Origin of the sequence: Microbacterium sp. LWH12-1.2 (genome assembly GCF_040675825.1) — a bacterium.
Classification (GTDB): Bacteria; Actinomycetota; Actinomycetes; order Actinomycetales; family Microbacteriaceae; genus Microbacterium.
This window is the reverse complement of sequence record NZ_JBEGIJ010000001.1, coordinates 3,049,792-3,064,179: the sequence shown is the minus strand read 5'-3', so window position 1 is coordinate 3,064,179 and position 14,388 is coordinate 3,049,792. Positions and strand designations below refer to the sequence as shown.

11 protein-coding genes are annotated in these 14,388 nt (G+C 67.5%); 3 read left to right on the top strand and 8 right to left on the bottom strand.

Annotated elements, in window-relative coordinates:
- Positions 1–93 precede the first annotated feature (93 nt).
- Both MRBLWH12_RS14600 and manA read left to right on the top strand, forming a co-directional pair.
- Entirely contained in the window at positions 94–1,038 is a 945-nt protein-coding gene (locus MRBLWH12_RS14600; protein ID WP_363550165.1) for an N-acetylglucosamine kinase, read from the top strand.
- Positions 1,035–2,186 carry a mannose-6-phosphate isomerase, class I gene (gene manA, locus MRBLWH12_RS14595; RefSeq protein WP_363550162.1) on the top strand — a complete coding sequence of 384 codons (1,152 nt, stop codon included), beginning with the start codon at positions 1,035–1,037 and terminating at the stop codon, positions 2,184–2,186. Before MRBLWH12_RS14600 ends, manA begins: the two co-directional genes overlap by 4 nt.
- A gap of 318 nt (positions 2,187–2,504) precedes the next feature.
- On the opposite strand, the gene MRBLWH12_RS14590 is transcribed toward manA, so the two are convergent.
- A complete protein-coding gene (locus MRBLWH12_RS14590) occupies positions 2,505–3,932 on the bottom strand; it encodes an HNH endonuclease signature motif containing protein (RefSeq protein ID WP_363550160.1) in 1,428 nt (475 codons plus the stop codon).
- A 127-nt stretch (positions 3,933–4,059) separates the two neighbouring features.
- On the opposite strand from MRBLWH12_RS14590, the gene MRBLWH12_RS14585 reads away from it, so the two are divergent.
- Positions 4,060–5,097: an NAD(P)/FAD-dependent oxidoreductase gene (locus MRBLWH12_RS14585; RefSeq protein WP_363550158.1), complete on the top strand. Its 1,038-nt coding sequence runs from the start codon at positions 4,060–4,062 to the stop codon at positions 5,095–5,097.
- Here MRBLWH12_RS14585 and MRBLWH12_RS14580 read toward each other — a convergent pair whose 3' ends face one another.
- The 7 genes from MRBLWH12_RS14580 to MRBLWH12_RS14550 form a co-directional block, all read right to left on the bottom strand.
- The gene (locus tag MRBLWH12_RS14580; protein WP_363550156.1) at positions 5,098–6,132 is read right to left on the bottom strand and encodes a hypothetical protein; all 1,035 of its coding nucleotides are present in this window, start codon (positions 6,130–6,132) and stop codon (positions 5,098–5,100) included. It abuts the gene before it with no gap.
- Between the two features lie 111 nt (positions 6,133–6,243).
- Positions 6,244–7,455, bottom strand: coding sequence for a cellulase family glycosylhydrolase (locus MRBLWH12_RS14575; protein WP_363550154.1), 1,212 nt, complete (start codon positions 7,453–7,455; stop codon positions 6,244–6,246).
- A gap of 218 nt (positions 7,456–7,673) precedes the next feature.
- The gene (locus MRBLWH12_RS14570) at positions 7,674–8,705 is read right to left on the bottom strand and encodes a glycoside hydrolase family 113 (RefSeq protein WP_414685005.1); all 1,032 of its coding nucleotides are present in this window, start codon (positions 8,703–8,705) and stop codon (positions 7,674–7,676) included.
- Positions 8,702–11,170, bottom strand: a complete 2,469-nt coding sequence (locus MRBLWH12_RS14565) for a glycoside hydrolase family 2 protein (RefSeq protein ID WP_363550152.1) — start codon at positions 11,168–11,170, stop codon at positions 8,702–8,704. Before MRBLWH12_RS14565 ends, MRBLWH12_RS14570 begins: the two co-directional genes overlap by 4 nt.
- Positions 11,167–12,063, bottom strand: a complete 897-nt coding sequence (locus MRBLWH12_RS14560; protein WP_363550151.1) for a carbohydrate ABC transporter permease — start codon at positions 12,061–12,063, stop codon at positions 11,167–11,169. Before MRBLWH12_RS14560 ends, MRBLWH12_RS14565 begins: the two co-directional genes overlap by 4 nt.
- Positions 12,060–13,019 carry a carbohydrate ABC transporter permease gene (locus tag MRBLWH12_RS14555; RefSeq protein WP_363550148.1) on the bottom strand — a complete coding sequence of 320 codons (960 nt, stop codon included), beginning with the start codon at positions 13,017–13,019 and terminating at the stop codon, positions 12,060–12,062. The genes MRBLWH12_RS14560 and MRBLWH12_RS14555 overlap by 4 nt, the downstream gene beginning before the upstream one ends.
- Positions 13,020–13,050: 31 nt before the next feature.
- Positions 13,051–14,364, bottom strand: a complete 1,314-nt coding sequence (locus MRBLWH12_RS14550; protein ID WP_341976590.1) for an ABC transporter substrate-binding protein — start codon at positions 14,362–14,364, stop codon at positions 13,051–13,053.
- Positions 14,365–14,388 lie beyond the last annotated feature (24 nt).

Genomic DNA, 14,388 nt, shown 5'->3' with positions numbered 1-14,388 from the left:
ATTCGATCAGCCGCCTGCCCCGATGCCGTTCGGGGCCGCAGACGAGAGATTCACGCCGATGCCGCACTCCCCTCACCAGCGGGCCGCACTCCGATGAGCGCGCTCGACCTTCTCGCGATGGATGCGGGGCAGACCGGCACCAAGGTGCGTCTGCGCTGGGACGACGGGACCTCCCGTGATGATCTGCTCCCCGGCGTGCTGACCGATCGCCCGCTGCTGCCGCAGCTGGCGGACATCGCCGAGCGGATCGCGCACGTCGCCGGCGATGCCCCCGCGACACTGGCGATCGGTGTCTCCGGCGTGACCGACGTCCACGCGGAGGCCGAAGGACTGATCCGTCGACCTGGCCTCGCCGGCGTGCAGCGGGTGATCGTCGCCCACGACTCGGTGACCTCGTTCCTCGGCGTCCTCGGCGATCGGCACGGAGCGGTTCTCGCCGTCGGCACTGGTGTGGTGACGCTCGGCGTCGGCCCTCGGTCGGCTGTCCGCGTGGACGGCTGGGGCAACATCATGGGCGACGCGGGCAGTGGGTACTGGATCGGACGCAAAGCTCTGGATGCGGTGATGCGCGCGCATGACGGGCGTGGGGCCGCGACCGCTCTCACCGCCGTTGTGCAGGAGCGCTGGCCCGACCTGGAGGCGGCGTACACCCAGTTGCAGGCGGCCCCCGATCGGGTGCGGCTCGTGGCCTCGTTCGCGGCGCCGACTGCCGAGCTCGCGGCGAACGGCGACGCGGTGGCCCTGGCGATCTGCCGCGCCGCCGCGGAGGAGCTGGCGCTCTCGGTCACGTCGGCGCTGCGGTCGACGGATGCTCCCGCGGATGCTCCGGTCGGCGCCATCGGAGGCGTGCTGCAGTCGGATCTCATCCGCGAGGCTTTCGAAGTGAATGTGCGCGTCGTGCGCCCAGAGGTGCGCTTCGTGCCGCCGCTGGGCACCGGGCTCGACGGGGCAGCCGCGCTCGCAGACCTCGCGCCGCGGCATCCGCTTCGCGAGCAGTTGGCACAGGCGGTTCGGACGTCGAGCGAGGTGGCCGCATGAGCGCACTGTTCTGGGAGATCGACAACACGCCCCGCGACTACGCCTGGGGCCAGATCGACGGAGTCGCGCGCGTGCGCGGCACCGCAGGGCATGGGAACCGCGAGGCCGAGCTCTGGCTCGGCGCGCACCCGTCGGCCCCGAGCATCTTCGTCGGGGATGCGCCATGGCCGGCGCTCGACGAGTGGGAGCGGGCCAGTGGTGGCCGCCTGCCGTTCCTGCTGAAGATCCTGTGCGCGGCCGAGCCGCTGTCGCTGCAGGCGCATCCCAGCACCGCGCAGGCCCAGGAGGGCTTCGCGCGGGAGAACGAACTCGGCATCCCGCTGGATGCCGCGCATCGCAACTACCGCGACCCGCACGCCAAGCCGGAACTGATCGTGGCATTGCACGATGGCTTCGAGGCGTTGTGCGGATTCCGCGCGGTGGTCGACGTGCAGGCGGATCTTGACGCACTGGCCGCGCTGACCGCAACGGACGAACTGCCGGGGCTGCAGACCTGGCGCGACCTGCTCGCCGGGGAAGACGGCATCCGCCGCGCGTTCCTCTGGCTGCTCTCCGGTGACGATGCGATCCCGCCGCTGGTATCGGCTGCGGTTTCCGCCGGTGCGCACGACGCCCGGTTCACCGTGCTCACACCCATCGCCACGGCTCACCCTGGCGACCCGGGCATCCTCGGCGCGCTGATGCTGCAGCACGTGACGCTGCGGGCCGGTGAGGCGCTCTGGCTGCCCGCGGGCAACATCCACGCGTACCTGCTCGGCGCGGGGATCGAGTTGATGGGCCCGAGCGACAATGTTCTGCGCGGCGGTCTCACGCCGAAGCACATCGACACCGAGGAGCTCGGGCGGGTGCTGGATGCCCGCGAGGGCGGCGACCCGCGGCTCGTTCCGGAGGAACGGGGTGACGGCGTGCGCCTGTTCCACCCCGGTGGAGATGAGGGCAATCCCGGGTTCGAGCTCTATGCGAGCGAGGGTTCCGGTGAGATCAGCATCCCCGGTCCGGGCATCGCGCTGGTGACGGATGGTTCCTTCACCCTCGAATCCGAAGGGGAGCACATCGAGGTTCCGCGTGGTCGAGCCGTGTTCATCGCGCGCAGTGCGGCGATCCGCGTCGAGGGTGCAGGCCGGCTGTTCCTCGCGACCGGGGCCTGAGGCCGGGCACCTGCGGCGGTGCTCGATTCGGATACCTGGGCCGGGTCCCGAGTCGGTGCTGAGTCGAGTGTCCGAGCCGAGGCTGAGCGGGCGCCGGGCCAAGCACCCGCGGCGAACCGTCTGAGCCGTTGAACCGTTGAACCGTTGAACCGTTGAACCGTTGAACCGAGTCGATCAACCGCGTCGGAGACGCCGGTCGCGCGTGGCATTCGCGACCGTCGCGCGCCGGGCCGAGCCACGCGACCGGCTCGACGGCCCCGCCGCGCATGACATCCGCGGGCGGTCACGCGCCGCGTCGCGATCACCGAGCTCCGTCGCTCAGACTCGGAGCGGCGTCCGGGATGCACGCGGGGTGCGCCACGCCTGGGCGGGGTCCCACCAGGCGGGCCCACGGATCTGGGGCACACCGTTCGCCATGCGGATCTCCCACCCGGAGTGGTCGAGAGATCGGTGATGCCACCAGCACAACGGGACGCCGTTGTCGGTGTGCGTCGGGCCACCGCGGGCGTGTTCGGTCACGTGGTGGATCTCGCACCAGGACGCGGACACGTGGCATCCGGGGATGAGGCACTCCTTGTCGCGGGCGATGATCGCGCGGCGCTGATGGACGGTGAAGACCCGGTCGGTGACGGTGATCCCGATGATGCGACCTTCGTCGAACAGCACCCGCTGGATGGTGCCGGTGCAACCCGTGTGCGCGGCGACGCTGAGCGGAACGGAGGTGTCGCCGCCGGGGATGGTGGCCCATCCGGTGCCGGCGGCGTAGTCCTTGGCGTCGACGTGCACGACGAGCGTCGGGGCAGCACCGGCCAGCGTCGGCATGTCGTGGTGGCGAGCGGCGATCCCGAGGGCAGCGGCGAGCGCGTCGTGGCGCTTCTGTCCGGCCGTACGGGGGTCGATGACGTTCCGCGGGTCGGAGTTGAACGGGTCCTCGTCGGCGTCGTCGCCGAGTGCCTCCTCGGTGGGCCGGAACGCGACACCAGGTGCGGGTGCCCCGCCCACCTTCGGATTGTTCTGCGCGTCCATGATCAACTGCAGTTGCGCGGCGGTATCGGGAAGGATGTTCCCGCGGAGCGGGTGCACCCCGTTGCGGATACGACCGATGGTCAGATACCGCTGGTGCTGGGCGTCGCGGTCGGTGGGCTCGGCCCCATCGGGGTCGAGCACCATCGCAAGGTACTGCGAGGCCTGCCTCAGATCGTCAGGTGTGGCCGGCGGTGCCAGGTCCTGTGGTTCGGAACCCGCGTCAGACGCTTCTGCGCTGAAACCCCGGGCGTACTCGGCGAGGTGCGTGTCGGCGCGAAGCCTGTCCTCTACCCCGATCCGGTCTGCTGCCTGATCGAGTGCCCCGGTCGCGGCCAGCAACCCCGCGACACCGATTCCGCCGTCCAGCATCGCATCGCGCAGCGCGGGCCACCGAGCTGGCAGACGCTCACCGGACACAAGGCTGATCTCGCGCTCCACCGCCCTTGCAGCCTTCACGACGCGGCTCGCTCCTGAGGCATCCGTGAGGAGCGCACGCTGAAGAAGCTCGTTCATGCTGCGGCATCCGAAAGCGACTTCGAACCCGGGTTCGACCGACGACACCGTCTCCACGACCACCGCTTCCAGGAGCCGCAGCGCCTCGCCGGCTCTACGGAGAACGGCTAGCTTCTCGGCATCCGACAGCCCCGCGATGGAGTCCGCGCGCAGCAGCCCGAAGAGGTCGGAGACGACCTCTTCCAGGACTTCGTCGGGGCTGTTCATACCTCCCATTCAACACGGGGCCACCGACATTCCGGCCTCGATTTCAGGCTGATGAGAGAATGATTTTGAGCGATCACGAACCCCGGCTATGGCGCGCGGCGGCAGGGTCGCAACTACGCTGAAATCTATGTCGACGCCCCCAGTGATCGTGATCGGCGCTGGAATCCTGGGCGCATCGATCACCTATCACCTTGCCGCCCGCGGCGCGGATGTCGCCCTCGTCGATGCGGGCCTGCCGGGCGCCGGCGCAACGAGACATTCCTTCGGCTGGATCGGCCGCTCGCCCAGCGATCTCAGCCCTGCAGGGGAATTGCGCGCGCTCGGCCGTCTTCATTGGGAACGCCTCGCACGAGAAGTCCCCGGTCTCGATGTCCATTGGTCAGGCGCCCTCGTCTGGGGCGACCATTTCGCCAGTGTGGCAACCCGGGATGGCCAGGCGGCGATGCGCGAGCCGCACCTGACGGCACCGCCGGCGCTCTCGGAATTTCGTCCGGACGACGGGTGGCTGAATCCCACCCGCGCCACTGAGGCGTTGATCAGTGCCGCACAGGCGAATGGCGCTTCTGTGAGGTTCGGCACTCCCGTCACTCGACTGGTCAGCTCTCGAGGTGGCGTGATCGACGGTATCGAGCTTGGCTCGGAGAAGCTGAATGCTTCAACGGTGGTCGTGGCGGCAGGCATCGGGTCATCGGCCCTCTGCGCGACAGCCGGACTGGAGCTGCCGATGGTCTCGAGCCCCGCCATCATGGTGAGACTCCGGGCTCCCTCGGGCATCGTCCGGGGCATCGTCGCCAACGACCTGTTCGAAGCGCGCCAGGACGTCGACGGGACCGTGCTCATGCCACTCGACTACAACAAGGAGTCTTCGACGGAAGAGCTGATGCAGGCTGGCGAGGACGCGCGCCGTCTGTTCGGGGAGTCGTTCACAGGCGCACAGGAAGCGGCCCTGCTGAGCGCGGAGATCGGGTGGCGACCGATGACCGCGGACGGCGAGCCAAGAGTCGGCTACGCCGGAACGCCCGGCGTGTACGTCGCCGTGGCGCATCCCGGGATCACGCTCGCCTCCGTCATCGGAGATGCGGCGGCCGAGGAGATTCTGACGCGGACCGCCCGAGACGAGCTGGCTCGCTACCGACCCTCCGCGGAACATCTGGACAACACCTGATCAATCCTCGGTGGTGCGCAGGTCCTCCACTTTCTCGCTCTCGCGCGCCGCCAGCCTCCGTTCGATCCGAAGGACGTTGTCCCGCGTCCGTCGGATGGCGTCCGTCGTGAATTGCATCAGGGGCGTGTGGACGACAGCGGTAGCCGCCTCCGCGTCTGCGTGCAGCAGGAGTTCCACCGCAGCCGCGGCCTCATCGACGGTGGCCGTGTTCGTGACGAGACGTGCGATCTCTTCGAGCACGCCGGCACTCTCGACGAGCGCCTTCTGGTGACGGTGGTTCTGGCGGAGGTCCTCGACTTCTTCAGCCGGCGTGCGGGCGCGCGAATGGAATCGCGTTCTGTGCTGTTCGATCTGTTCCTGAGTGAGCTCGAGCGGCAGGGGTGTGGTCGTCACGACGGGCAGCATCGCGAGCATCGCGTGCAGTTCATAGCGACCAGGTTGAAGCGGTCGCCATTGCGACTCGTCGATGCTGACGTGGACTCGCGCGTATTCTCCCGGGTCCAGCGGAACGGCCGGGTTCTGCCCGCCGAAGTAACCGAAGCTCGTCCCCGTGTCTGCGATTCCAGGTCCCTTGATGGTGCCGATGACGAGGAAGGGATCGCCGTCCGGCCTCCATCTCGCCTCGCCCGTGTTCACGATGTCGATCACGAACACGCCGTTGGCTGCTTCGTCCTGGCTGAGCGGCGCCCACCGGAGAACGAGTCCCCGCGCACGCTCCACCCGGCTTCGACGGACTGGGAGCGATTCGGGGTAGACGCTCACGGGGGGAGCTGGTGCCCCGAACTGGTCGACGCCGATCTGCGCCACACGCCAGTTTGCCGCCGAGGCCCCCTCGGGCGCACCTATCACCACGCCGCCGGAATCCTGCCGGCGGAGCACACGCCATCCGTCAGCCGGCACGTCGCCACGGGAACCGTCTTCGAACTCCACGCCGAGCTGAGCGAGCAGCGATACAAAGCTCTCACCGGTGCCGAGGAGCGCCTCGGAATCGACATCGAGCGAACCGATTTGAGGATCGTCAGCGTTCGGACTCACCTCTTGATCGTGACATAAGAGGGTGGGATGCACAGCCGGTATCTGCCTTGCAGGTTTCTCCAGCCGACGGGGATGCCCGCGGAACGTATCCCGCGGGCATCCCCGGATCGTCTACCTCACCACGCAGGAACGCGAGTTCTCCCAGCCCCAGCCATCACCGTCCGGGTCGGATGCTGCGCTCACGCAGTACGGGTACCCGTTCGGAGCAGTGCCCCCGCTTGCGCGCACGACGCAGGAACGCGAGTCCTCCCAGCCCCAGCCGTCACCGTCGGGGTCGGATGCCGCGCTCACGCAGTACGGGTAGCCGTTCGGAGCGGTGTCACCGCCGGTACCACCACCCGTGCCGAAAACACTGGCGACCTGCGGCGAGCGCGCCTTCAAGCCGTCGGCGCCGTTGATGAAGCGCTCGCCCCATGGTGTCAGCGACGATGCGTTGAAGCCGCTCGCCATGTCGAGGTACTCGACCCCGCCGCTGTTGCCCGACCACGACCACCCGAGCATCCCGATGCCCGTGCTGCGGGTGTAGCTCATGATGGTCGCCTCGTCGGGGTTGCCGTCGGAGTGATCGATGCCGAACTCGCCGACCATGAGCGGCAGCCCGCGGCTGCGGAACGAGTCGATGTACGAGCGCACCTCGGCCGCGGTGTCGAAGACGCCGTACATGTGCACGCTGAACACCGTGTTGCCGTCGGCCGCGGCGACCGTCGTCGCGTTATCGCGCATCGTGAACGACCAGTCCTGCCCCCAGTTCGGAGCGTCCGCGATGAGGGTGTGCGTGAGACCGGCCGTGCGCAGCGTCTGGATCGCCGAGATCGTCGCCGACGTCCAGTTCTGATAGCCCGCGTTGCCGAAGGGCTCATTGCCGAGGTTGATCATCACGTACTTCTCCTGGCCGATCAGCGCCTGCTTGATGCTGGTCCAGTACTGCGCCGCCGCGGCGAGCGTTCCGGCGGCGGCATCCTCTCCGTAGCCGGTGGTGTCGTGGTTCTCCAGAATGCAGACGAGCTGGTTCTCCTTGCACTGGGAGATGACGCTGGTCACCTCCGCGGCCGATGTGGTTCCGTAACGGCCGCCACTGATGACGACGCGAACGGAATTGGCTCCCGCGGCGCGGATCGCCGCGAACGAGCCGGTCTGGCTCGGATACCAGACGTGCGCGTGATTGATCCCCTGTGGGACGAACTCCGTGCCGTTGGCGTCGAGGATGCGACCGCCGCTCACCGAGAATCCGGGGGTTGCAGCGGTGGCCGCCGTGGGGGCGGTGCACAGCGCTGCGAGCGCGATCACCGCGCCGATCAGCAGTGCGAAAAGGCGTTTCATCATTGATCTCCTTCGCTGCGAGCGTCGGCGCTCGCGTTGTGGGGTGCAGCAACTGCGGCCGCGTGATGAGGCAGCCGCAGCCCGGTCAGCGGGGGCTGACGAGGTCGACAGACGCCGCTCCGGTGTGGTGCGGGGTCAGAAACGCATCCCGTTCGGCGTTCTGCGATGTCTTTTCGACCTCGCGTCAGGGGGCGGGACGGGGCGGAGGGGGCGGGATGCGGTCAGCGACGAGTCTTGGCCAGGTACCTCTCGCGCAGGTACCGGCCAGCGGGCTTGCCGTAGGGGCAGTAGCCGTCATTGGCGTCGGCATCACCCTGCGCATAGAGCGCGGGCGGCCAGTCCCACAGCATGAAACCGCGCATCCATGGCCGCGCATCGCACGCGTCGAACAAGGCCCGGTAGTAGCGCAATTGCTCTTCGCCCGAGGGCGCGCCGACGAGGTTCCAGTCGTTCGGCTTCTCCGGTGAGCCGACGCGCGACGGGCAGCCGGCCTCCATGAAGAAGAACGGCTTCCCGGATGCCGCGACGACCGATTCGATACGGTCGAGCTCGGCCTCCCAGCTGTCGATCGGGTAGTACCCGCTCGAGGTGATCACGTCGACGGCATCCCACCACGTGACGTGGTCCTCCTGGTACTTGTCGCAGTTGTAGGTGACGATGCCGGAGTACACCTCGCGCACGGCCGCGATCAGTGCCCGCCACTCGCTCTCACGGGCGTCTGCCCGCACCATCTCGCAGCCGATGCAGAGCATCTCGCAGCCCTCGGCCTCGGCGATCCCGGCCGCGTGCAGGATGAACTCCGTGTACGCGGCGAACCACTCGCTCCAACTCGGCTCACCGGGGACATCCCAGTCGAAGAACCCGATGTAGGCACGCCAGGTGCCGTCGCTGACGTTCACGACCGGCTTCAGGCACACCTTCAATCCGTGCGCCTTGGCTTCGCGAATGGCACCGACGATCTCCTTCACGGTGACGGTGGGAGCCTGGTCCCAGGGCATCTCGGTCGACTGCGCCGTGGTCTGTTCGACCGCGTACGCGATGGCGGTCCAGTTCACTCCGTGATCCACCATCGCCGCCATCGATGCGGATGCTGCGGGAGCGGCCCACGTGCCGCGGATGCCGGTCCATCCCCACGTCATCCCCGCGACGTAGGGCGCGAGAGCCTCGTCAGCGCGTTTCGTCTCGCGGAGACCCGCACTGAGCGAGCGCCAGCGAGTCGAAGTGTCGCTCAACGAACGGGGATCGGCATTCATCGAGCGACCAGATCATTCGCTGTCCGGACCACGCGCTCGGAGGTGAACTCTTCGGCGCTGGCCTCGGCGGGATGCCGCACCAGGAACGTCGCCGCCTCGCCGGGCAGCAGCGTCACGAGTCCCTGCTCGGTGTAGGCCGCCGGATCGACCTTGTCGACGAGCAGCGAGAGATCACGCACCAGGGTGGCAGCGCTCACCCGCACCTCGGTGCCGCCCTCGACCGGTGTCGTCTGGAACGACAGCGAAGCCGCGGCGAGCGCCGAGTCGCGCGGCTCGGCGTAGAACCAGAACCCGCGCTCACCGGCATCGACCACCAATACCTCGGCGGCGGCATCCGACGGCGTCGTCACCGCGGCATCGAGAGCGATCGTCACCGCGCCCCACGCCTCGACGGCGAACGGCACATCGACGCTCGCCAGTGCGGCGCCGTCAAACGTCAGCCGCCGCACCGACAGCATTCCCGACCACTCATCAGCCGTGTCATTGCTCAGCACGGCGGCGAGCCCCTCGCCTCGCGGCTGCACCGAGACCACCCGCGGCGCGAACGCGATCTTGAGCGCATGCCAGAGGGGCTTCAAGCGCTCATCGCCGTCGATCGCGGCCCACGACGTGACCGGCCAGCAGTCGTTGAGCTGCCAGACGACGGCACCCATCGTGTGCGGCGCCCACGAGCGGAAGTGCTCCAGGGCGAAGCGCACAGCGTTCGCCTGATTCAGCTGCATGGCCCAGTGCCAGCTCTCCATGTCGGCGGGCATCCGGAAGTGCGGGAGCAACCCGTGGGTCAGCTTGACGTTGCCCTCCATCGCCTTCTGATGCACGATCATGCCCGGCGATTCGGGAGTGAGCGGTGCGTCACTGACCGAGCGCACCAGGGTCGACCACGCCGGCGGCCCCTGCCAGCCGAACTCGGCCACGAATCTCGGGCGCTGGTCGCGGTATGTCGGGTAGTCGAGGCGATTCCACTGCTCCCAGAGGTGCATGGTGCCGTGCGGTTCGGCGTTCGGATGCTCTCCGCCAGGACTGAACGGGCTGCCGGGGCTGTACGGCACGTGCGGGGCGAGTTCAGCGACGAGGTTCGGGAAGAGCTCGTGGTAGTAGTAGGCGCCCCAGGTCTTGCCGTCGAGAGAGGTCTTCCACCCCCAGTCCTCGAACCCCCACAGGTTCTCGTTGTTGCCGGTGAGCAGCACCAGCGAGGGGTGCACCGCGAGCCGCGGGATCTGCTGGCGTGCCTCCGCCTCGATCTCGCTGCGCAGCGGCTCTTCCTCCGGGTACGCCGCGCAGGCGAACAGGAAGTCCTGCCAGGTCAGCAGTCCCAGCTCGTCGCAGAGTTCGTAGAAGTCCTCGGATTCATAGATGCCGCCGCCCCACACCCGCACGAGGTTGAGGTTCGCGGCTACAGCCTGACGCAGTCGGCGCTCGTACCGAGCGCGATCGACCCGCACGGGCAGCGCGTCGTCGGGAATCCAGTTGACGCCCTTCACGAAGATCGGTCGGCCGTTCACGACCAGTGTGAACGGGGTGCCCTCGGCATCCGGCGTCGTGTTCCATTCGACCGTGCGGAAGCCGACCCGTCGGGTCGTCTCATCGCGCACGCCGTCGTCGCTGCGAAGCGAGACGGATGCCTCGTACAGCGGCTGATCGCCGTGACCGACCGGCCACCAGCGCTCGACGTCGGCGGCCTCGACCGCGACCGAGGCCGTGTCACCGACGACCTGCGCCGAGACACTCGATCCGCCGAGCGACGCCACGACCGTGAGCGGCGTGGTGGCCGCATCCGCCCGCTCGATGTCGATGTCGATGTCGACCCGACCTCCGGCTGACGTGGGAGCGGCCGCGAACCGGGCCTCCGCGATGCGCGCGACAGACCAGGATTCCAGGCGCACCGGGCGCCAGATGCCGGAGGTGTAGGTCGCGATGCCCCAGTCCCAACCGAAGTTCGACGCGGATTTGCGGATCGCCTCGTACGGCAGCGGATACGGGCGGGGGCGGGCGCCGAGCTCGAGACTCTGCGCATTCGCGTACCGGATCGGCGAACGGAAGGCGACCTCGAGCGTGTTCGCGCCCTCGACCAGCAGCGCACGCACGTCGACGCGGAAGGAGCGGTGCTGGTTCGCCGACTCGAGCACGACCTGCCCGTTCAGGCGGACCGTCGCCACGGTGTCGAGGCCGTCGAACACCAGGTCGTGCCGCTCGTGAGCATCGGGTACCCACTCGAAGCTCGTCGCGTATGTCCAGTCGACCAACCCGATCCAGGCGAGGAGCGCCTCGTTGTCATCGAGGTACGGGTCGGGGATGAGACCGGCGGCGAGCAGGTCGGTGTGCACACAGCCCGGCACAGCGGCCGGCACGGCATCGGGGAGCGCGAACGTCTGGGGCGCCGGCCCGGATGCGGCGGTCAGGCTCCATCCGGAGTGCAGGTCCCGGCGGACCGGGGCGATGAGCGTGGCGGGGATGTCGAGGGTCATTTGACTGCTCCGGAGGTGAGGCCCTTGTAGATCCACCGCTGAAGCAGGAGGAACGCGATGAGGGTCGGGACGATGACGATGAGTGCGCCGGCGGAGATGATCTCCCACTGCGAGCCGAACGGGCCCTTGAACCGGAACAAGGAGGTCGAGATGAGATCTTCTGAGGGGAGATAGAGGAACGGTGAGTAGAACTCGTTGTACACCGCGATGCCCTTGATGATCACGACGGTTGCGATCGCCGGCTTGAGCAGCGGCAGGATGATGCGCCAGTAGATCGTCCACCTGTTCGCGCCGTCGATCATCGCCGCCTCGTCGAGCGAGACGGGGATCGACGCCATGAACTGGATGAACAGGTAGATCGCGATGATGTCGGTGCCCATGAAGAGCAGGATCAGCGCGGCCTTGGTGTCGTAGAGCCCCAGGCCGTTGATCACCTGGAACGTCGCCACCTGACTCGTCACGCTCGGAATGAGCGTCGCCACCAGGAACAGGCCCATCACGAGCTTGCGCCCACGGAACTCGAATCGGTCGAGCGCATACGCCGTCATGGTGCCCAGGATGATCGTGCCGACCAGGGATACCCCGAGCACGATCAGCGTGTTCACGAAGCCCATGAACATGTCGCCGCGGGTGAACGCGGTGACGAAGTTGTCGAAGTTGAACCAGTTCTGCGGCGGTTCGAGCGCGCCCGTTGCGCCGTACTCCTGCGCCGTCTTGAGGCTGGCGAACACCACGGAGACCAGAGGCAGCAGGGTGCACAACGCGGCGATGATCAGGCTGAGGTACTTCGCCGTGCTCGCGGAGATGCCTCGTGCGCGTATTGCGATCAGGTCGGGTCCGCGGCGCGTGCGACCCCGCGGATTGACGGCGGGGTTCGTGGTCGTGGCGGTCATGTCAGATCCACCTTCTCGTCGGGGAAGAGCCTGCGCTGGATCCAGGTGACCGCCAGCACGATGAGGAGTAGGACCACGGCCATCGCGGAGGCGAGACCGACCTGGCGGAAGTTGAATGCGGACTGGATCGTCTGGATCACGAAGGTCGAAGTGCCGTTCGCGCCGCCGGTCATGATGAACGGGATCTCGAAGACGCTGAGCGAGCCGGCGACCGCGAGGATGAACGAGAGCCCGATCACACGGCGGATGCCGGGGAACACGATCGCCCAGAACTGCTGCCATTTGCTCGCACCGTCGAGCTCCGCCGCCTCGTACAGTTCGCTGGGCAGCGATTGGATCGCACCGAGGAACAGCACGAAGTTCATGCCCATGTAGCGCCAGACGCTGGTGCCCGCGAGCGACCAGTTCGCGATGTCGGGGTCGCCCAGCCACTGCGGGGGCTCGGCGACGCCGAACCACGACAGCATCGTGTCGAGCGTGCCGCCCGGCTGGAAGAGGTAGAGGAAGACGAAGCCGATCGCGACGCCGTTGATCAGGTAGGGGAAGAACAGGATTCCGCGGAAGAGGTTCTGGAATCGTGTCGAGAAGCTGAGGATCGTGGCGAAGTAGAGAGCGAGGCCCATCTGCACGAACGAGGCGGCGAAGTAGTACAGGCTGACCCCGAACACCTGGAGGATGCGCGGGTCGGTGAACACCTGGACGTAGTTGTCGAACCCGATGAAGTTCTTCTCGAGATCGAGCCCGTCCCAGTCCGTGAAGCTGTACCAGATCAGGTTCACGGCGGGCCAATAGGTCAGCAGCAGCAGCAGGCTGACGGCCACGGCGATGAACAGGTACGGCGTGAGCCGCCGCATCATCTTTCCGCGCGCCGCCCGGCTCGAAGCGGGCCCGGAGGGCCGCTCGATGCGGCCCTCCGGTGCGCTGCCGACGACCGTCTCCGGTGTCGTTATCGCCATGTCACACTCTCCGTCGCGTCGATTCAGTCCGTCAGCCGGCGAGGGTTTCGACCGAGGTCGCCCAGCGCTCGTTGAGCTCGGCGAAGTAGCTCTCCTTGTCGCCGTCGGCAGCGCCGCGGGCGACGTCGACGAGCTTCTGCCGGTAGATCTGACCCCACAGGTCGATCTGGGAGTCGTTGGACACGTCGCTGAGCAGGCTCTCCTCGCCGGCCGGTGCCGGGTTGGTCTCCATGAGCTCGACCTTCTCCACGGTGAAGTCGCCCAGGTTGGCCGGGAGCTCCTTCTCGGTGACGGTCGAGATCATGCCCTGGGTCTCGGTGAAGCCCGAGTCCTCGATGAGCCACTGGATGAACGCCCAGGCGGCCGCCTTGTTCTTCGAGTGCTTGCTGACACCGAGGTTGTAGTCGCCGCCGATGATGGAGTACTGCGTGCCGTCGACGCTCGTGGGGAATGCCATGTAGCCGATGTCGTCGGCTGACGCCCCGTTGTCCTCCGCAGCAGCCTGCATCTGCGAGATCGCCCACGAGCCGAGCGTCATCGCAGCGATCTTGCCGGTGCCGATGTCGATCTTGGACTGCTCCCAGTTGGTCGTCAGCGGGTCGGGCTCGGTGAGTCCGGCCTCGACGGCGTCGTAGAGGAGGGAGTCGATCGCGTAGATGTCGGTGCCCTCCGTCCACGGAGCGTCGTCCTTGGCCATGTGGATGCCGGCGTCGGGGTCGTTCGTGATGGAGCCGAGGTTGCTGAACGCCTGCGACAGCGGCCATCCGTCCTTGTAGTTGGTGTACAGCGGAATCGCGTCGGTGCCGTCCTTGACCTTCTTCAGAGCGTCGAGGAACTCGTCGGGCGTCTTGGGGAGTTCGGCGACTCCGGCCGCTTCGAAGACCTTCTTGTTGTAGAGCACGCCCTGCGCGTTCCCGCCGATGGCGAGGCCGTACTGGGTGCCGTCGTAGGTGTGCGTGTTCAGGAACCGGTAGGTCTCTGCGAATTCGCTCGTCTCGCCGAGCGGCTCGAGGAACTGCTCGAACTGACTGGGCTGCATGGTCGGGATGCCGATCACGTCGCCGTAGTTCTTCGTGGAGAGACGCGTCTTCATCTCCCCCTCGTAGTCGGTGATGCCCTCGAACGTGAGCTTCACGTCGGGGTACTCCTTGTTGAACTCCTCGGCGTACGCCTCGAACGTGCCGTCTTCGACGAGGTCGGTGCGCCAGGTCACGACCTTGACGTCACCCTTCACCTCGCCGTCGATCGTGTTGTCTGGATTGCTCGACGCGCCTGCCGAGCACCCGCTCAATGCGATCGCCGCCACGGCGAGCGCTGCTGCTGCCACCACTGTCTTCTTTGCCATGTGAGGACTCCTTGTCAGGTTCAC

Excerpts from the sequence above, each read along its gene's own strand:
- MRBLWH12_RS14575 (WP_363550154.1), bottom strand. The coding sequence starts at position 7,455 with ATGATGAAACGCCTTTTCGCACTGCTGATCGGCGCGGTGATCGCGCTC.
- MRBLWH12_RS14565 (WP_363550152.1), bottom strand. The coding sequence starts at position 11,170 with ATGACCCTCGACATCCCCGCCACGCTCATCGCCCCGGTCCGCCGGGAC.
- MRBLWH12_RS14550 (WP_341976590.1), bottom strand. The coding sequence starts at position 14,364 with ATGGCAAAGAAGACAGTGGTGGCAGCAGCAGCGCTCGCCGTGGCGGCG.
- MRBLWH12_RS14590 (WP_363550160.1), bottom strand. The coding sequence starts at position 3,932 with ATGAACAGCCCCGACGAAGTCCTGGAAGAGGTCGTCTCCGACCTCTTC.
- MRBLWH12_RS14570 (WP_414685005.1), bottom strand. The coding sequence starts at position 8,705 with ATGAATGCCGATCCCCGTTCGTTGAGCGACACTTCGACTCGCTGGCGC.
- MRBLWH12_RS14600 (WP_363550165.1), top strand. The coding sequence starts at position 94 with ATGAGCGCGCTCGACCTTCTCGCGATGGATGCGGGGCAGACCGGCACC.
- manA (WP_363550162.1), top strand. The coding sequence starts at position 1,035 with ATGAGCGCACTGTTCTGGGAGATCGACAACACGCCCCGCGACTACGCC.
- MRBLWH12_RS14555 (WP_363550148.1), bottom strand. The coding sequence starts at position 13,019 with ATGGCGATAACGACACCGGAGACGGTCGTCGGCAGCGCACCGGAGGGC.
- MRBLWH12_RS14585 (WP_363550158.1), top strand. The coding sequence starts at position 4,060 with ATGTCGACGCCCCCAGTGATCGTGATCGGCGCTGGAATCCTGGGCGCA.
- MRBLWH12_RS14560 (WP_363550151.1), bottom strand. The coding sequence starts at position 12,063 with ATGACCGCCACGACCACGAACCCCGCCGTCAATCCGCGGGGTCGCACG.